Raw genomic sequence first — 17457 nt, 5'->3', positions numbered from 1 at the left:
GCCCTCAGTGCCCGAGCAGCGGCAGGGGACGCCGGACGCTGTCGTCGCCCAGCTCGCCGAGGGCGAGGGCGGCGAACCGGATCGCGAACGGCTGCCACACCTCCTCGACGTCGGCCATCACCCGGTCGCAGGCGGCGACCACCAGCTCGGGGTCGTAGCCCAGCTCGTCGAGCAGGGCGGAGTCGGCCGCCCAGTCGGCGATCATCGCGGTGTCGCACTCGATGTGGAACTGCAGGCCCCAGGCCCGGTCGCCGAGCCGGAACGCCTGGTGCGGGTAGCGGGTGGACGCGGCCAGCAGCGTCGCCCCGTGCGGCAGCTCCGTGATCTCGTCGGTGTGCCACTGGAGCACGTCGGGGATCAGCGGCACGTACCGGAACAGCGGGTCGGTCTCGGCGGCGTCCCGCCGGCCGACGACGGCCGGGCCGACCTCGGGCCCGGACGGGCTGCGCTCGACCAGGCCGGCGTGGGCGGTGGCGAGCAGCTGCGCGCCGAGGCACACGCCGAGGGTCGGCACCCGGTGCCGGACGGCCTTGCGCAGCAGCCCCTCCAGCTTGCCGAACCAGGGGGCGCCGGGGGTGCCGTCGGGGCCCGGGTAGGCGTGCTGGTCGCCGCCGAGCACCACCAGCGCGACGTACCCGTCGAGGTCGTCGGGGAGGTCGTCGCCGGCGTGCGGGCGCAGCACCCGCAGCTCCAGGCCCCCCTCCACCAGCCACTCCCCCAGGCGGCGGGGGTCGTCGGTCGGGTCGTTCTCGATCACCAGCGCGGTTCCCACGCCGTCGAGGCTATCGGTTGCGTCGACCGCCGCCCGGAACGCCTCGGCCCGCGCGCCGGACGCGTCCGGTCCCATGAAGGAGTGCCCGCTGCGGGGAGCCGACCGGCGGCTAGGCTCTGCGGCTGTGACCGCCGACGACGCCGTGCCGCGCCCGGCCGCCGTGCTGCGTCCACCGGCCCTGCGCCCCGGCGACACGGTGCTGCTGGTGTCGCCGTCCGGGCCGACCCGGCCCGAGCGGGTGGCCCGGGGCGTGGAGCTGCTCACCGGCTGGGGGCTGCGGCCGGTGCCGGCCCCGCACGCATACGCCCGGCGGGGCTACCTGGCCGGCGCGGACGAGCTGCGCGCCGCCGACCTGAACGCCGCGTTCGCCGACCCGCAGGTGCGCGGGGTGATCTGCACCCGGGGCGGCTACGGCGCGCAGCGCGTCGTGGACGCCCTCGACATGGCGGCGGTGCGCCGGGACCCGAAGGTGGTGGCGGGCTTCTCCGACATCACCGCGTTGCAGCTCGCCCTGTGGCGGGGCGCGCGGCTGGCCGGCGTGCACGGCCCCGGGGCGGCCTGGCGGGACGAGCGCACCCCGCTGCGCTCCGCCGAGTCGCTGCACGCGGCGTTGATGACCACCGCGCCGGTCACCGTCGCCGCCGTCCCCGGCGAGGAGACCTTCGGGGTACGGGTGCCCGGTCGCGCCACGGGCACGCTGCTCGGCGGCAACCTGTGCCTGCTCGCCGCCACCCTCGGCACCGCCGACATGCCGGACCTGACGGGGGCGGTCCTGCTGGTCGAGGACGTGCAGGAGCCCCCGTACAAGGTCGACCGGATGCTCACCCAGCTGCGCCGGGCCGGGGCGCTGGACGGCCTGGCCGGGGTGGCCGTAGGCCAGTTCACCGACTGCGCGGACGGCTGGGACACCACGGTCGTCGACGTGCTGACCGACCGCCTCGGCGACCTCGGTGTGCCGGTCCTCGGCGGCCTGCCGATCGGCCACGGCCTCGGCCAGCTCACCGTCCCCGTCGGCACGGAGGCCATCCTCGACGCCACCGCCGGCACCCTGACCGCCGCCCCCGCCGTCCGCTAGGCCGGGGTGAGGTGGGCGATCGCGCCCGACTCCAGGGCGGCGTGGACCGTGCCGTCGGGCAGGACCGCCAGGCCGTGCGGCTCCGAGCCGGGGGTGGGCAGGTCGTACGCGTCGATGCGCCCGGCGGCCGTGACGTGGCCGATGCGGTTGGCCGCCCACTCGGTGAACCAGCAGCCGCCGGCCGGGTCGGCCACGATCGCGTGCGGGCGGGCGGCGCGGTCGGGCAGCGGGAACTCCTCGATCCGCCCGTCGGTGGTGATCCGGCAGAGCTGACCGGCGGCGATCTCGACGAACCACAGCGCCCCGTCGACGCCGAGGGTGATGCCGACCGGGCCGGCGGCGGCGGTGGGCAGCGGGTGCAGGGCCGCCTCGCCGTCGCAGGCGATCCGGCCGACGGCGTTGGCCTGGTTGAGGGTGAACCAGAGGGCCTCGTCGGGCCCCGCCGTGATCATCGACGGGAACCCGCCGGCGACCGGCAGCGGGTACGCCGTGTGGGTGCCGTCGACGTCGACCCGGCCGACGGTGTCGTTGCTCATCCCCGCGTACCAGAGGGCTCCGTCGGGGCCGGCGGCGATGCCGCCGGGGCCGGTGCCGGCCGGCAGCGCGACGGAGGTCGCCGCCCCGGCGGTGGTGATCCGGCCGAGCCGGTCGTCGCCGGAGCGGGTGAACCAGAGCGCGCCGTCGGGGCCGGCGGTGACGACGAGGGGCCGGCTCGCCGGGTCGCCGGGGTGGACCCGCACGGTGCCGTCGGCGCTCACCCGGGCGATCCCGCCGGAGCGGACCAGCGTCGCCCAGAGCGCGCCGTCGGGCCCGGCGGCGATCCCGTACGGCCCGCAGTCCGGGTCGGGCAGGGCGGTCTCGCGGATGGTGGGCTGCGGCACGGGCGTCCCGCCTCTCTGTGGGGTCACGGGCCACCCTGCCGTGCCCGGTGTCCCCCGGCAACCGATTTGTCCGCCCCTAAATGCCCGATTTTCAGCTCGCTGACAGGGTCGCCACGGCTCCGGCCCAGCTAGACCCGTCACTGTCGGTGACGTCATCGCATCCGAGCAACGAGTCTGGAGGACACAGGATGTCCCGCAAGATGTCGAAGAAGCACGTGCTGGCGGGCCTCGCGGCGGCCGGCGTGCTCGGCGTGGGGATCGCGGCGCCGACCATCGCGTTCGCCGAGGAGGGGACCACCCCGTCGCCGAGCGCCAGCAGCAGCGAGCACACCGATCGGCAGGAGAAGCGGGCCGAGCGGCAGTCGGAGTTCGCCGAGGCGCTCGCCAAGGAGCTGGGCGTCTCCACCGACAAGGTCACCGCCGCCCTGGAGAAGGTCCGGGAGCAGCACAAGGCCGACCGGCCGGAGCGGGGCAAGGTCGGCGAGCGCGGCGAGCGGCCCGACGCCGCCGAGCGGCAGGCCGCGCTGAAGGAGCGGCTGGCCCAGGCCGTCAAGGACGGCAAGCTCACCCAGGAGCAGGCCGACGCCATCACCAAGGCCGTCGAGGCCGGCGTCTTCCCCGGCGGGGGCGGCTTCCCCGGCAGCTGGGGCCGGGGCCACGGCGGCCCGGCCGGCGAGTGACGCCGCGCGCCTGAGCAACACCAGGTCGCCGACATGGCGGGGTTAGGAGCACTCCGACCCCGCCATGTCGGCGTCATGGCGCGCGGCGTTCACCGCCCGCGCAAGGCGGCGTTCACCGCCCGCACAGGGCGGCGTTCACCGCCCCGGGGGCGGCGTGAAGACCCCGAAGTGGTTCCCCGACGGGTCGAGCAGGTGGGCGAAGGTGAGCCCGCTCGGCGCGGTGAACGTGGGCACCAGCACCCGGCCGCCGGCCGTCTCCGCCCGCCGGACGGCGTCGGCCACGTCCGCCACCTGCGCGTAGAAGATCGCGTAGTTCGGCGTGCTGCCGTCGGAGGCGCGGATCGCCCCGCCGATCCCCTCGCCGCCCGCCCCGCCGCCGGTCACCCGGTACGACCGGCCCGGCGCGCCCTGCTCGGCGAACTCCCAGCCGAACAGTTCGCCGTAGAAGCGCTCGGCCTCGTCCGGCCGGTCGGTGCCGATCTCGAACCAGGTGATCGCGTTGGTCGTGGTCATGGACTGCCTCCCGTTCGTCGCGCCGGCCGGTCGACCGGCGTCGTCGGGGACCAGCCTCGCCCCGCTCCGCGACAGCGTCCTGTCGGTGTTTCCGACGGGGATCGGGCGAGGGCGCGCGGCGCGGTTCAGGCGAGGGTGAGCTGGCGGACGACCTGGCGCGGGATGTCCAGCGCGTCGGGGCGCAACTCCCGGGTCACCGGCTCGGCCAGCACGGTCACCGAGGCGATCCGGTCGAGGCGGAACGCGCGCGGGCCGTCGCGCAGCCGGCACCAGGCCAGCAGATACCAGTGCCAGGGGTTGCCGAGGAAGCCCACCGGCTCCACGGTGCGCTCGGTGGCGACGCCGGCCCGGTCGGCGTACCCGATGCGCAGGACCCGGGCGGCGGTGACCGCCCCGGCGACGGCGGCCGGGACGGGCGCGGCCGGCCCGCCCCCGACCAGGTGCACCCGCCCGGCGAGCCGGCGGGCCTCGGCGGCGTCGGCTGGCGGCATGACGGCGAGCAGCTTGCGCAGGGCCGTCGCGCCCGCCTCGGCGAACGGGCCGCCGTCGAGGCGGTGCAGCGCGACGGCCATCGCCACCGCCTCGACGGCGGTGAGGTTCACCGGCGGCAGGGTGTGCGCGCGGTCGACCACGTAGCCGCCGGTGCGGCCCGGCTCGGCCCAGATCGGCACCCCGGCCTGCTGCAACGCGGCGATGTCGCGCTCGATGGTGCGGGAGCTGACCTCGAAGCGGCCGGCGAGCCAGCGGGCGCTGCGCGGCCGGGGCGACACCGCCCGCAGCTCCTCCACCAGGGCGTAGAGGCGGTCGGTGCGGTTCACGCGCCGACGCTAGCCGCCGGGTGTGACAGGCCGCTCAGGCGATGCAGGCGCAGACGATCAGCGCGGCCCCGAAGTGGGTGGCGGCGCTGACCCGGGCCGCCGGGTGCGGCTCGTCGGAGCAGATGATCTCGCCCAGCCGGCCGGGGGTCAGCAGGTCGAGCACGAAGAACGCCAGCGCCATGATCAGCAGGCCGATCAGCCCGAAGACGACCGTGGACGCCAGGCCCTTCGCGAAGTCGCTGTAGCTGGTCAGGATCGCGGTGAACACGATGCCGGCGATGCCGAGCTGGTTGGCCGCGAGCAGCAACCCGGCGTTGGCGTTGCGCCGCACCCAGATCAGCTCGCGCAGCCTCCCGGGGGTGAGCAGGTCGACCAGGCCGAAGCCGGCCGCCATCAGCCCCACCCCGACGACCCCGAACACGACGCTCTGCCATGCTCCGCTGAGCAGGTCCTCCAGCACCGACTGCCTCCCACCACCTGCCGCCCGGCGGGGGTGCCGGCGCGGTGATCGAGACGATAGCGGCCCGCCGCAACTCCCCGACAGACCGCGCCGGCCTGCGGCGTCTAGAGCGACAGGTAGCGCTGCCGCTCGTAGGGGGTGACCTCGCGGCGGTACTGCTCCCACTCGGCCCGCTTGTTGCGCAGGAAGAAGTCGAAGACGTGCTCGCCGAGCACCTCCGCGACCAGCTCCGAGCCGGCCATCACGTCGATCGCCTCGGCCAGGTTCTCCGGCAGCGCCTCGTAGCCCATCGCCTTGCGCTCGGCGCTGCTCAGCGACCAGACGTCGTCCTCGGCGCCCGGGGGCAGCTCGTAGCCCTCCTCGATGCCCTTGAGGCCGGCGCCGAGCAGCACCGCGAACGCCAGGTAGGGGTTCGTCGCCGAGTCCAGCGAGCGGACCTCCACCCGGGCCGAGTTCGGCTTGCCGTAGGCCGGGACGCGGACCAGCGCCGACCGGTTGAGGTGACCCCAGCAGACGTACGCGGGGCTCTCGGTGATCCGGTCGGGCAGCGCCTGCGGGAACAGCCGCTTGTAGGAGTTGACCCACTGGTTGGTGACCGCCGTGTATTCCCGGGCGTGGGTGAGCAGCCCGGCGATGAACGACTTCGCCACCTTCGACAGCTTCATCGGGTCGCCGCCGTCGTGGAACGCGTTGCGCTCGCCCTCGAACAGCGACAGGTGGGTGTGCATGCCGCTGCCCGGCTGGTCGGTGAACGGCTTCGGCATGAAGCTGGCCTGCACGCCGGTGGAGAGCGCGACCTCCTTGACCACGTGCCGGAAGGTCATGATGTTGTCGGCGGTGGTCAGCGCGTCCGCGTACCGCAGGTCGATCTCCTGCTGGCCGGGGGCGACCTCGTGGTGGCTGAACTCCACCGAGATGCCGATGCGCTCCAGGGCCAGCACGGCCTGGCGGCGGAAGTCCCGCGCCACGGCGTGGGTGGTGTGCTCGAAGTAGCCGCCCGTGTCGACGGGGGTCGGCACCGAGCCGTCCTGCGGGCCGTTCTCCAGCAGGAAGAACTCGATCTCGGGGTGGGTGTAGAAGGTGAAGCCCTTCTCGGCGGCCTTGGACAGCATCCGGCGCAGCACGTGCCGGGGGTCGGCCCAGGACGGGCCGCCGTCGGGCAGCAGGATGTCGCAGAACATCCGGGCGCTCTCGCCGCTGACCCCGCCCTCGAAGGGGAACACCTGGAACGTGGTCGGGTCGGGCATGGCCACCATGTCGGACTCGAAGACCCGGGCGAAGCCCTCGATCGCCGAGCCGTCGAACCCGATGCCCTCCTCGAACGCGGCCTCCAGCTCGGCGGGGGCCACCGACACGCTCTTGAGCGTGCCCAGCACGTCGGTGAACCACAGCCGGACGAACCGGATGTCCCGCTCTTCCAGCGTACGGAGGACGAACTCCTGCTGACGGTCCACTTCCACCCCTCGTGCCACTGTCTCCACCACCGGTGGGGCCTGGCCGCCCAGTCTCCACCGGCTCCTTTACGCAGACGTTACGCGACCGGCCCGGACCGCGTCCTGTCGTGTCCCGCCCCCTGGCGGACGGACCCCCGCCGGGCTGCCGGGCGTCGCCGCACGAGTGGCCGCCGTCTCCGCGCCGCCGCCGTGTCGGCGCCGGCCGGCTGGGGCAAGATGTGGACATGCCCACCCTGCGTCTCGCCCTGTCCCAGGTCAACCCGAGCGTCGGCGACCTCGCCGGCAACGCCGGCCTGGTCCGCCGGTGGACCCGCACGGCCGCCGACGCCGGCGCCCAGCTCGTCCTGTTCCCGGAGATGGTGCTCACCGGGTACCCGGTCGAGGACCTGGTGTTCCGCCGGTCCTTCGTCGCCGCGTCGCAGGCCGCGCTGCGCCGTCTCGCCGCCGACCTGGCCGCCGACGGCCTGGGCGGGGTGCCGGTGGTGGTCGGCTACCTCGACGCCGACGGCCCGCCGCAGGTCAGCTCCGACGCCGAGCCGGGCCGGGGGGCCCGCAACGCCGCGGCGGTGCTGCACGGCGGCGAGGTGGTGGCCACCTACTTCAAGCACCACCTGCCCAACTACGGGGTGTTCGACGAGGACCGCTACTTCGTCCCGGGCGACGCGCTGACGGTGGTCCGCGTCGGCGGGGTGGACGTCGCCCTGACCATCTGCGAGGACATGTGGCAGGCCGGGGGCCCGTTCGCGGCGGCCCGGCAGGCCGGCGTCGGCCTGGTCGTCACGATCAACGGCTCGCCGTACGAGCTGAACAAGGACGACATCCGGCTGCCGCTGGTGCGCCGCCGGGCCGCCGAGGCCGGTGCCGCCGTGGCGTACGTCAACATGGTCGGCGGCCAGGACGAGCTGGTCTTCGAGGGCGACTCGCTGATCGTCGGCGCGGACGGGACGCTGCTGGCCCGCGCCCCCCAGTTCGTCGAGCACCTGCTCGTGCACGACGTCGAGCTGCCGGCGGCCGAGGGACACGGCGGCGACGCGGCCATGGCCGGCGGGGCGGCGCCGGCCGGCGGGGCGGCGCCGGCCGGCGGCGAGCTGGCCGCGGGCATGCGGATCGTGCGGGCCACGGTCGGCGACGTCCCGCCGGCACCCGGCGGCGCGGCGGCGGTGGGCGGGATCATCGAGCCGGTCGCCGACGAGGCGGAGGTGTGGCAGGCGCTGGTGCTGGGCCTGCGCGACTACGTCGACAAGAACCGGTTCCCGTCGGTGGTGCTGGGGCTCTCCGGCGGCATCGACTCGGCGGTCGTGGCGGCCCTCGCGGTCGACGCGCTCGGCCCGGACCGCGTGGTCGGCGTCTCGCTGCCCAGCCGGCACTCGTCGGAGCACTCCCGGGCCGACGCGGAGGACCTGGCCAAGCGCACCGGCCTGGACTACCGGGTCGAGCCGATCCAGCCGATGGTGGACACGTTCCTGGCGAACATGTCGCTGTCCGGGGTGACGGTGGAGAACCTCCAGGCCCGGGTGCGCGGGGTGATCCTGATGGCGCTGTCGAACCAGGAGGGCCACCTGGTCCTCACCACCGGCAACAAGAGCGAGCTGGCGGTGGGCTACTCCACTCTCTACGGCGACTCGGTCGGCGGCTTCAACCCGGTGAAGGACGTGTGGAAGACGCTGATCTGGCGGCTGGCGAAGTGGCGCAACGCCGACGCCACCCGCCGGGGCGAGACCCCGCCGATCCCGGAGAACTCGATCGGCAAGCCGCCGAGCGCCGAGCTGAGCCCCGGCCAGCTCGACAGCGACACGCTGCCGGACTACGACGTGCTCGACCCGATCCTGATCGGGTACGTCGACGGCGACCTGGGCCGCACGGGGCTCGTCGAGTCGGGGCACGACCCGGCGGTCGTCGACCGGGTGCTGCGGATGGTGGACACCGCGGAATACAAGCGGCGGCAGTCGGCCCCCGGCACGAAGATCTCGATGAAGGCGTTCGGGCGGGACCGGCGGCTGCCGATCACCAACCGCTGGCGCGAGGACGGCTGAGCCCGGCCGGGCCCACCGGGGAGTGAAATCCTCCACTGCCTCCTGCCGTCGACCGTCGCGCGGTGCGACGCTTGCGACGGACCCGGGGACCGCGCACGCGGCCTCGAGGAAGGAGACAGTCATGGTGGAGTCCACCCCGACCGAGGTGACCGCCCTCTACGGCGGCCCGGCCACCCGGCGGGTGCGCACCCGCGACCTGCTCGCCGCCAAGGAGCGCGGCGAGAAGTGGTCGATGCTCACCTCGTACGACCAGTACACGGCGTCGATCTTCGACGCCGCCGGGATCCCGGCGCTGCTGGTCGGCGACTCGGCGGCGAACAACGTCTTCGGCTACGAGACGACGCTGCCGGTGACCACCGATGAGCTGCTGCCGCTGGTGCGGGCGGTGGTGCGGGCGACGAAGCAGGCGCTGATCGTCGGCGACCTGCCGTTCGGCTCGTACGAGGAGGGGCCGACGCAGGCGCTGCGCACCGCCGTGCGGTTCATGAAGGAGGGCGGCTGCCACGCGGTGAAGCTGGAGGGCGGCCGGCGCTGCGCCGACCAGGTCGCCGCGATCGTCGGGGCCGGCATCCCGGTGATGGCGCACGTCGGCTTCACCCCGCAGAGCGAGCACACCCTCGGCGGGTACCGGGTGCAGGGGCGCGGCGACACGGCCGACGAGGTGTTCGCCGACGCCCTCGCCGTGGCCGAGGCGGGCGCGTTCGCGGTGGTGCTGGAGATGGTGCCGGGCGAGGTGGCCAAGCGCATCACCGGGGAGCTGGCGATCCCGACGGTCGGCATCGGCGCCGGGCCGGACACCGACGCGCAGGTGCTGGTCTGGCAGGACATGGCCGGCCTGCGCACCGGGAGGGCCCCCCGGTTCGTGAAGCGCTACGCCGACCTGGCCGGGGCGTTGACCGAGGCGACCCGACGGTTCGCCGACGAGGTCCGGGGCGGCGAGTTCCCGGCCGCCGAGCACACCTTCTGACACGTCCGGGGGCTGCGGTGGGCGGCGTGCCCCGCGTCGTCCACCGGCAGCGCCCGGCGGCCCGCGCCGACGGCGGCGACAGCCGGCGGGTGGTGACGCGGGCGTCCGGCCAGCGGACGCAGCGGCTAAGGTACCCGCTCGTGGATCATGTTCGCATCTCAACCGTTGTCCTGACCTGCGTCTCCGTGCTGGCGCTCGCGGCGTGCGGCGGGGAGGAGCCGGCCCCGACAGCCGCGCCCACCTCGGCCGCCGCCACTGCTACCACTGCTGCCGCCCCGACCACCGCCCCCGCCCCGACGGCCGCCACCCCCGCCTCCGCCGACCCGGCCGCCGACAAGAAGCTCTGCGAAACCGCGAAGAAGATCGCGGACGACTCGAAGAAGGCGCTGATGAAGGCCGTCGTGGACGGCGGGGACCCGGCGGCGGCGATGAAGAAGGCGTTCACCGAGATGTCGGAGGTCGCGCCCGCGACGGGCGGCTCCGGCAGCGAGGTCGCCATCGCGCTGGCCGCGGTCGGCGCGGAGGCCCGCAGGATCGCGAACGCCGCGGACGTCGAGGCCGCGGCCGAGGACAGCGCCGCCCTGGAGAAGGCCGGCGCGAAGGCCAACGCCGCCTGCAAGAAGGTCGGCGTCGACCCGAACCTCTGACCCGAGCGCCGAACTGGGTGTGCCGGCGGCCGTCTACCGCCGCAGTGCCGCCTCGACGCGGCAGCCCGTCCCACAGGTGGTGATCGACTCCACGTCGGCGACATGGCGGTATCCCAACCGCCCGGATACCGCCATGTCGCCGACATCGCGCGGCCCGACCCGCAGCGACCGGCCGGGGCGGGCCGGGGCGGGGCGGGGCGGCGTCCCTCAGAGGTCGGTGACGCGGAGGCCGGCGTGGGCCTTGTAACGCTTGTTGATGGCGATCAGGTTGGCCGTGAACGCCTCGATCTGGTGGGCGTTGCGCAGCCGGCCGGCGTAGATGCCCCGCATGCCGGGGATCCGGGCGGCGAGCGCGCCGACGACGTCCACCAGCTCGCGGTCCTCGGTGCAGATCAGCACGTCGAGGTCGATCCGGTCCACCTCCGGGTCGGCCAGCAGCGGGGCGCTGACGTGGTTGAACGCCGCGCAGACCCGCGAGTCGGGCAGCAGGGCGGCGGCCTGCTGGACGGCGCTGCCCTCGGCGACGGTCAGCGCGTACGGGCCCTGCCGGTCGAAGCCGAGCGGGTTGACGCAGTCGACGACGATCTTGCCGGCGAGCGGCCCGGCCAGGGCGGCGACGGTCGCCGCGTGCCCGTCCCACGGCACCGCGATCACGACCACGTCGCTGCGCCGGGCGACCTCCTCGTTGTCCGCGCCCGCCACCTCGGCGTCGGCCGGCACGCCCCGCAGGGCGGCGATCTCGGCGGCGGCCTCGGCGGCGCGCTCGGCCGACCGGGAGCCGATCAGCACGGACTGCCCGGCGCGGGCGAAGCGGTAGGCCAGGCCCCGGCCCTGGTCGCCGGTGCCGCCGATGATGCCGACGGTCAGCCCGGACACGTCGGGCAGCGTGCTCGCGTCGTATGCCATGGGCCCATCCTCGCAAACCAGCCGGTCCGGCAGCAGCGCCGGGCGCGGCGCGGGCTGCGGCCGTGCGGCGCGGGCCCGCACGGCCGTCAGGTCAGCGCGAACAGGACCTTCCGGGTGGCCGGGTCGGCGGTGACCAGCCGGACCCGGACCCGCTCGCCCAGCGGCAGCGCCCCCGTGCAGCGGGCCCGCACCGGCGGGGCGTCCAGCGCCACCGTGCCGCCGGGCTGCCGGCCCGGCCTCGGCTCGTCCACCTCCAGCGCCGCCGCGTCGAAGGTCTCGCCGACCCGGTGCGCCAGCAGCACCGCCTCGGCCAGCTCGACGGCGCCCCGGGTGGCCGCGCCGGCCGTCCGGTCGGTCGCGGCCATCACCTGCGGCAGCCTGGGCAGCGCCGCGCGGGCCCAGTCGGGCACCGGCCGGTCGGCGTGCAGGGCCAGGCAGACCTCGGTGGCGTACCGGTCGGCCAGCCGGCGCAGCGGGGCCGTGACATGGGCGTACGCGGCGGCGACCCCGCCGTGTGCCGGCTGCTCGGGCCGCGCGCCGTCGAACGCCGTGTACGCGGCACCGCGCATCAGCTCGGCCGCCTGGTCGACGAACGCGGCGGCCCGGGGCTCGGAGGCGTCCAGCCCGGCCAGCACCTCACCGACGCCGACGCCGTCGGGCCAGTGCACGCCCAGCGGGGCGGCGGCGGTGCGCAGCCGGGCCACCGCCTCCGGCCTCGGCGGCGGCATCGTCCGCAGCAGGCCGATCCCGCCGGCGAGCATGATGTCGGCGGCGGCCATCCCGGTGAGCAGGGAGATCTGTGCGTTGTGCTCCTCCATCGGGACGGGGCCGCGCAGCACCAGCCGCCAGCCGTCGCCGTCCGGTTCGACGTCCTGCTCGGGCAGCGGCAGGTTGACCGCGCCCCGGCGCAGGCCGCGTGCGGTGAGCAGCGCGCCGAGCTCGGGGAGCAGGGCGATCGGCTCGGGCAGCCGACCGGCGTCGGCGGCGGCCTGGACGCCGACGTAGTCCAGCTTGGCGCGGCTGCGCACCAGGGCGCGTTCCAGCACGACGGCGACCGTTTCGCCGTCGGCGTCGAGGTCGATCGTCCACACCACGGCCGCCCGGTCCTGGTCGGGCAGCAGGCTGGCCGCGCCCTCGCTGAGCGTCTCCGGGTGCAGGGGGACGTTGCCGTCGGGCAGGTAGACGGTCTGCCCGCGCCGCCAGGTCTCCTCCTCCAGCGCGCCGCCGGGGCGCACGTGGGCGGCGACGTCGGCGATGGCGTACCGGACCCGGAAGCCGCCACTGGAGCGGCGGGCGAGGTGCATCGCCTGGTCGAGGTCCCGTGAGGTGGCCGGGTCGACGGTGACGAACGGGACGTCGGTGCGGTCGACGTCGGGCCGGGGCGGCGCGGCGGCGGCCTCCTCGGCCTCGCGCTGCGCCGCGGGCGGGAACCGCTCGGGCAGTTCCAGCTCGCGGCGCAGCGCACCGAAGTCGATGCGGGGCGCGAGGACGCGTCGGATCACCACGGCCCCATCCTGACACCCCCCACCCACCGCACCGCGGCGCCCCGCACCGCGGGGTCGGCCAAGAGGTTCACGTCGCCGGCCGGCGGGCCTTCGGCGCGAACCTCCTGGTCGACAGGGCGGGGTGGGCGGGATCAGGGGTTACGGGAGGACGTCGACTTCCTCGCCGGAGCCTTCTTGGCGGTGGCCGTGCGGGTGGCGGTGGACCGGGACGACGTGGTCTTCCGGGCCGTGGTCTTCTTAGCGGCCGGGGCCTTCTTCGCGACCGTGGTCTTCCGGGCCGTGGTCTTCTTCGCCGCCGGGGCCTTCTTCGCGGCTGCGGCCGTGCGCTTCGCCGCCGTGGGCGCCTTCTTCGCCGCCGCCGCCGTCGTGCGCTTCGCCGCCGTCGCGCCGGCGCGCTTCGCCGCCGTCGTGCGCTTCGCCGCCGTCGTGGTCGTCCGCTTCGCCGCCGGGGACGCCTTCTTGGTCGCCGCCGTCGTCCGCTTGGTCGCCGCCGCGCCGGTGGCGCTCCTCGCGGTCTTGGTGGCGGTGGTCTTCGCGGCGGTGGTCTTCGCGGCGGTGGTCTTCCTGGCGGTCGTGGTCTTGGCGGCCGGGGCCTTCTTCGCCGACGCCCGCGTCGCGGGCGCCTTCTTCGCCGCGGTCCTGCTGCCGACCGGGGTCCTGCTGGTCGCCACCTTCGTCGCGGCGGCCTTCTTCGCGACCGCCTTCTTCGCCGGCACCCGGCCGGCCCCGGCGCCGGAGGCGTTCGGGGACGCCTTGGTCACGGTCGACCGCCGGGTCGCCGTGGTGGCGGCCCGGGTCGTGCCCGTGGCCCGTCCGGCCGCGGCGGTCTTCTTCGCGGTCGTACGTTGGGCGGCCGGGCGGGTGGTGGCCTTTTGTGCTTCGGCCATCGTGGTTCCCTCCTTGGGGACATGCTCTCGCGTGCCTCCTCTCGGGGCACGGAGTTCCTCGACGCGGGCCGTCCCGCGCCGTTTATCTGTCCTCCCCGGCCCAACGGGCGTCCTCGGCGTCCCACGCGTCGTTGCGCTCCTGCACCTGTTGCAGGGCGTTCTCCGCGTCGGCCGCCGAGGCGTACGGCCCGAGCACGTGCCGCGCCGCGCAGACGTCGGCCTCGGTCTCGACCCGGTGGTGTCGCGTGCACCAGTAGTAGTGCCCACCACTTCCGCTGTCGCTCATGGGATCACTGTGCACCGCGCACCGCCCGGCCGCCACCGGTTCAGGCAAATAGTCGCCGACGTCTTCCACAGTAGACGCGCTGACCGGCCGCCGGGCCGGAATGGCGGAACCCGCCGACCGGGAGTCCGCGCCGTCGCGGTGCCCCGCCGGGGCGGCCGGCGCGGTGTCGGCGGAGACCGCGCGGCGGTCGGTAAGAGCGGTCCCGTCCCCTACCACCCACCCTGGGGGGCTTCATATCAGCCTGGACGAGAACGGGCCATCCGTCACCGGGTCCCACTTACGGGACCGGCGAGCCGGCACGGCCCTCCGCTCAGGTCGATACGCCTGCTTGCGGGTGCGCCCCGCCGCGCCGTGTGCGAGCCTCTGCGAAACCTTCTGCGCGGCGCGGCGCCCCTGTCACCGACAGGTGACCCTCGGCAACGCACAGGCGACGCCCGCGCGCCCGACCTGGGGGACAACACCGTGGCGAACCTTGACGTCGCGCTCAAGAGCGCGATGAACATCGATGGCGCGATCGGCGCCGCACTGGTCGACTACAACAGCGGCATGACGCTCGGCGTGGCCGGCGGCACCGGGGAGATCGACCTGACGGTCGCCGCCGCCGGCAACACGGACGTGGTCCGCGCCAAGCTGCGCACCATCGAGATGCTGAACCTGAACGACGAGATCGAGGACATCCTCATCACCCTCGGCTCGCAGTACCACCTGATCCGGCCGGTCACCAGCCGGACGGGCAAGGGCCTGTTCCTGTACCTGATGGTGAGCAAGAGCCGGGCCAACCTGGCGATGGCCCGCCACCAGCTGCGCGTCATCGAGGAGAGCCTGGAGCTGTGAGCGTGGTCGACAGCACCGGAACCGTCCTGCCCCGGCGCACCGCACGGCAGCCGGGGGACCTGCCGGCGCCCCGGTCGTTCCCGCCGTCGCTGGCGGGCAACCCCTCGCTGCCGTACGCGGCGATCGGGCAGGAGCTGGCCGACCTGCGGTTGCAGATCCCCGGCGTGCACGGCTGCGTCCTCGGCGGCGTGGACGGCCTGCTCATCACCCACAACATGCAGACCGACGTCGACCCGAACGACCTGGCCGCGCTCGCCGCGACCACGTACGGCCTGGGCCGGCAGGTGGGGCTGCGGCTGGGCCAGGGCGAGTTCCAGCAGTCCACCGTCCGCAACGACCGCGGCTACCTGAGCGTCTACGCCGTCAGTCCGCAGGCACTGCTCGCCGTGGTGGGTCAGGACAGCATCAACGTGGCCCGGTTGCACCTGCACGCGCCGTCGACGGCCGAGCGGCTCGCCGCCCTGCTGCAGCGGGACCGCCCCTGAGCGAGCCGGACCGCCACAATGCGACGGTGGACACGGAGGTGGAGCGCTACCTGACGGAGCTGGTCACTGCGGCCGGCGAGGTGCTCGGCGAGGACCTCGTCGGCGCGTACGCGGCCGGGTCGGTGGCGCTCGGCGCGTACCAGCCGGGGCGCAGCGACGTGGACGTGGCGTTGCTGTGCGCGAAGGCCCTGCCCGCCGGACGCAAGCGGGAGCTGGTCGCCCGGCTGCGGCACGAGGCGCTGCCCTGCCCGGCGCGCGGGCTGGAGCTGGTCGTCTACCGCCGGGACGTGGCCCGGTCGGGCACCCCGGAGCCGGGCTTCGAGGTGGAGCTGAACACGGGCGCCCGGATGCCGCCCCGGGTGACCTGGTCCGGCGACGAGCGGCCGGCCGCCGAAGGCCGGTTCTGGTACGGGCTGGACCGCAGCATCCTGCACGCCGGCGGGTCGGCCCTGCTCGGGCCGCCGGCCGGGGAGGCGTTCGCCGACCTGACGCCGGCCGACCTGCGCCGGCTGCTGGTGGACGCGCTGACCTGGTGGTTGGCGCTGCCGACCCCGCCCGGCGACGAGCCGGCCGCCGGCGCCGAGGACGCGGTGCTCGGCGCGTGCCGCGCGCTGGTGCGCTGCCGCGACGGCGACTGGCTGCCGAAGGTGGCGGCGGGGCGGCGGCTGGTCGGGCGGGGGCACCCGGCGGCCGGCCTGATCGAGCGCGCGATCGCGGCCCGGGGCGGCGGCCCGCCACCGGGCGGCGTGGCGGCCCGCGCGTTCCAGCGGGGCGTACGCGACGAGATACGCGCGATGCTATGACCCATTCGATATATAGCTCACTGTGGATCTATCGATAGCCTGTCATCACGATCTCAGACCGCGTACCCGCAGCTTGGGCGCGGTCGACGACAGAGGAGACCGATAGATGACGCTCCCCCGCAAGGCCGCCACCCTCGGCGTGCTGACCGCGTCGGCGCTGGCCGCCACCATGATCGGCAGCCCGGTGTCCGCAGCGCCCGCGACCGGCGAGATCCGCCACGCCGGTGGCGCCACCGCCGTTCCCTCCAGCTACATCGTGGTCCTGAAGGACAGCGCCGTGGGCGGGAAGGCCGGCACCCGGGCCGCCGCCGTCGCCAGCTCCGCCGGCAGCCTGGCCAAGCGGTTCGGCGGCAGCGTCGCCCAGGTGTACGGCGCGGCGCTCAACGGCTTCGAGGTGCGGCTGTCCGAGGCCGCCGCGAAGCGCCTCGCGGCGCACCCGTCCGTCGCCTGGGTCGAGCAGAACCACGAGGTCAGCCTCCAGACCACCCAGGCGAACCCGCCGTGGGGGCTGGACCGCACCGACCAGGCCGCCCTGCCGCTGAGCAGCTCGTACAACTACACGAGCGCCGGCACCGGCGTCACGGCGTACATCATCGACACCGGCATCAACATCAACCACAACGACTTCGGCGGCCAGGCCGTCGACGGGTACGACGCGGTCGACAACGCGCTGCCGGCCGCCGACTGCAACGGTCACGGCACGCACGTCTCCGGCACCGTCGGCGGCACCACGTACGGCGTGGCCAAGGACGTCAAGCTCGTCGCCGTGCGGGTGCTCAACTGCCGGGGCCGGGGCACCAACGCCGGCGTCATCGGCGGCGTCAACTGGGTGACCTCCAACCACCAGGCCGGCCAGCCGGCGGTGGCGAACATGAGCCTCGGCGGCGGCGCGAACTCGTCGCTGGACACGGCCGTGGCGAACTCCATCGCCGACGGGGTCACCTACGCGGTGGCCGCCGGCAACTCCAACGCCAACGCCTGCACCTCCTCGCCGGCCGCCGTGCCCACGGCGATCACCGTCGGGGCGACGCAGAGCAACGACGCGCGCGCCAGCTTCTCCAACTACGGCACCTGCCTGGACATCTTCGCCCCGGGCGTGGACGTGCTGTCCGCCTGGTACAGCAGCAACACGGCGACCAACACCATCAGCGGCACCTCGATGGCCTCGCCGCACGTGGCCGGCGCCGCCGCACGCGTCCTGTCCAACAACCCGACCTGGACCCCGGCCCAGGTCGCCTCGTACCTGACCAGCACGGCCACCGCCGGCGTGGTCACCAGCCCCGGCACCGGTTCCCCGAACCGCCTGCTGTACGTCTCCCCCTCCAGCTGATCACCCACCCCCAGGTGCGGCCCCGGAGCGCTCGATCGCTCCGGGGCCGCACCGCGTCCGGGCACGGATCACGACAGGCCCCCACAGCGCGCATCAATCCGTTAAAACGGGCGTAACCGGC

General features: G+C 74.9%; 19 protein-coding genes. 9 read left to right on the top strand and 10 right to left on the bottom strand.

The window, feature by feature from the left end:
• Positions 1-4: 4 nt before the first annotated feature.
• Positions 5-847: a type 1 glutamine amidotransferase gene (locus tag TK50_RS23155; RefSeq protein ID WP_199486128.1), complete on the bottom strand. Its 843-nt coding sequence runs from the start codon at positions 845-847 to the stop codon at positions 5-7.
• Positions 848-896: 49 nt separating this feature from the next.
• On the opposite strand from TK50_RS23155, the gene TK50_RS23150 reads away from it, so the two are divergent.
• Complete coding sequence (locus TK50_RS23150) at positions 897-1847, top strand: S66 peptidase family protein (RefSeq protein ID WP_241774100.1); 951 nt, start codon at positions 897-899, stop codon at positions 1845-1847.
• Here the strand turns inward: TK50_RS23150 and TK50_RS23145 are convergent.
• Positions 1844-2755, bottom strand: coding sequence for a Vgb family protein (locus tag TK50_RS23145; protein WP_241774099.1), 912 nt, complete (start codon positions 2753-2755; stop codon positions 1844-1846). The genes TK50_RS23150 and TK50_RS23145 overlap by 4 nt on opposite strands.
• Before the next feature lie 161 nt (positions 2756-2916).
• Between TK50_RS23145 and TK50_RS23140 the strand changes: the two genes are divergently transcribed.
• Entirely contained in the window at positions 2917-3408 is a 492-nt protein-coding gene (locus tag TK50_RS23140; protein WP_043967084.1) for a hypothetical protein, read from the top strand.
• A 135-nt stretch (positions 3409-3543) separates the two neighbouring features.
• Here TK50_RS23140 and TK50_RS23135 read toward each other — a convergent pair whose 3' ends face one another.
• From TK50_RS23135 to glnA, 4 genes are all read right to left on the bottom strand, one after another.
• On the bottom strand, positions 3544-3921 hold the full coding sequence (locus TK50_RS23135; RefSeq protein ID WP_043967083.1) for a VOC family protein: 378 nt from the start codon (positions 3919-3921) through the stop codon (positions 3544-3546).
• A gap of 125 nt (positions 3922-4046) precedes the next feature.
• Positions 4047-4739, bottom strand: a complete 693-nt coding sequence (locus TK50_RS23130) for a helix-turn-helix transcriptional regulator (protein WP_043967082.1) — start codon at positions 4737-4739, stop codon at positions 4047-4049.
• A gap of 34 nt (positions 4740-4773) precedes the next feature.
• Complete coding sequence (locus TK50_RS23125) at positions 4774-5199, bottom strand: DUF350 domain-containing protein (RefSeq protein ID WP_043967080.1); 426 nt, start codon at positions 5197-5199, stop codon at positions 4774-4776.
• 104 nt (positions 5200-5303) lie between these two features.
• Entirely contained in the window at positions 5304-6653 is a 1350-nt protein-coding gene (gene glnA, locus TK50_RS23120; protein WP_043967078.1) for a type I glutamate--ammonia ligase, read from the bottom strand.
• 224 nt (positions 6654-6877) lie between these two features.
• On the opposite strand from glnA, the gene TK50_RS23115 reads away from it, so the two are divergent.
• From TK50_RS23115 to TK50_RS23105, 3 genes are all read left to right on the top strand, one after another.
• A complete protein-coding gene (locus TK50_RS23115) occupies positions 6878-8686 on the top strand; it encodes an NAD+ synthase (protein WP_043967076.1) in 1809 nt (602 codons plus the stop codon).
• A gap of 121 nt (positions 8687-8807) precedes the next feature.
• Positions 8808-9653, top strand: coding sequence for a 3-methyl-2-oxobutanoate hydroxymethyltransferase (panB, locus tag TK50_RS23110; RefSeq protein WP_043967074.1), 846 nt, complete (start codon positions 8808-8810; stop codon positions 9651-9653).
• 26 nt (positions 9654-9679) lie between these two features.
• Positions 9680-10300: a hypothetical protein gene (locus TK50_RS23105; protein WP_144420369.1), complete on the top strand. Its 621-nt coding sequence runs from the start codon at positions 9680-9682 to the stop codon at positions 10298-10300.
• 207 nt (positions 10301-10507) lie between these two features.
• Here TK50_RS23105 and npdG read toward each other — a convergent pair whose 3' ends face one another.
• The 4 genes from npdG to TK50_RS23085 form a co-directional block, all read right to left on the bottom strand.
• Positions 10508-11206, bottom strand: a complete 699-nt coding sequence (gene npdG, locus TK50_RS23100; RefSeq protein WP_043967071.1) for an NADPH-dependent F420 reductase — start codon at positions 11204-11206, stop codon at positions 10508-10510.
• Positions 11207-11292: 86 nt separating this feature from the next.
• Positions 11293-12711: an RNB domain-containing ribonuclease gene (locus TK50_RS23095; RefSeq protein WP_043967069.1), complete on the bottom strand. Its 1419-nt coding sequence runs from the start codon at positions 12709-12711 to the stop codon at positions 11293-11295.
• Between the two features lie 131 nt (positions 12712-12842).
• Positions 12843-13598: a hypothetical protein gene (locus TK50_RS23090; RefSeq protein ID WP_043967067.1), complete on the bottom strand. Its 756-nt coding sequence runs from the start codon at positions 13596-13598 to the stop codon at positions 12843-12845.
• Positions 13599-13680: 82 nt separating this feature from the next.
• Positions 13681-13884: a hypothetical protein gene (locus TK50_RS23085; protein WP_043969275.1), complete on the bottom strand. Its 204-nt coding sequence runs from the start codon at positions 13882-13884 to the stop codon at positions 13681-13683.
• A gap of 462 nt (positions 13885-14346) precedes the next feature.
• Here TK50_RS23085 and TK50_RS23080 point away from each other — a divergent pair, with 462 nt between their 5' ends.
• The 4 genes from TK50_RS23080 (at position 14347) to TK50_RS23065 (ending at position 17336) form a co-directional block, all read left to right on the top strand.
• On the top strand, positions 14347-14718 hold the full coding sequence (locus tag TK50_RS23080) for a hypothetical protein (RefSeq protein WP_043967064.1): 372 nt from the start codon (positions 14347-14349) through the stop codon (positions 14716-14718).
• Complete coding sequence (locus TK50_RS23075; protein WP_043967063.1) at positions 14715-15203, top strand: roadblock/LC7 domain-containing protein; 489 nt, start codon at positions 14715-14717, stop codon at positions 15201-15203. Before TK50_RS23080 ends, TK50_RS23075 begins: the two co-directional genes overlap by 4 nt.
• 26 nt (positions 15204-15229) lie before the next feature.
• Positions 15230-16006: a hypothetical protein gene (locus TK50_RS23070; protein ID WP_043967061.1), complete on the top strand. Its 777-nt coding sequence runs from the start codon at positions 15230-15232 to the stop codon at positions 16004-16006.
• Between the two features lie 106 nt (positions 16007-16112).
• Positions 16113-17336 carry a S8 family peptidase gene (locus TK50_RS23065; protein WP_043967059.1) on the top strand — a complete coding sequence of 408 codons (1224 nt, stop codon included), beginning with the start codon at positions 16113-16115 and terminating at the stop codon, positions 17334-17336.
• The last annotated feature ends 121 nt before the right edge of the window (positions 17337-17457 follow it).

The sequence above is a fragment of the Micromonospora haikouensis genome, from assembly GCF_000876225.1.
Taxonomy (GTDB): Bacteria; Actinomycetota; Actinomycetes; order Mycobacteriales; family Micromonosporaceae; genus Micromonospora; species Micromonospora haikouensis.
Note: the sequence above shows the minus strand (reverse complement) of the source record. Positions and strands in the feature narration are given on the sequence as shown.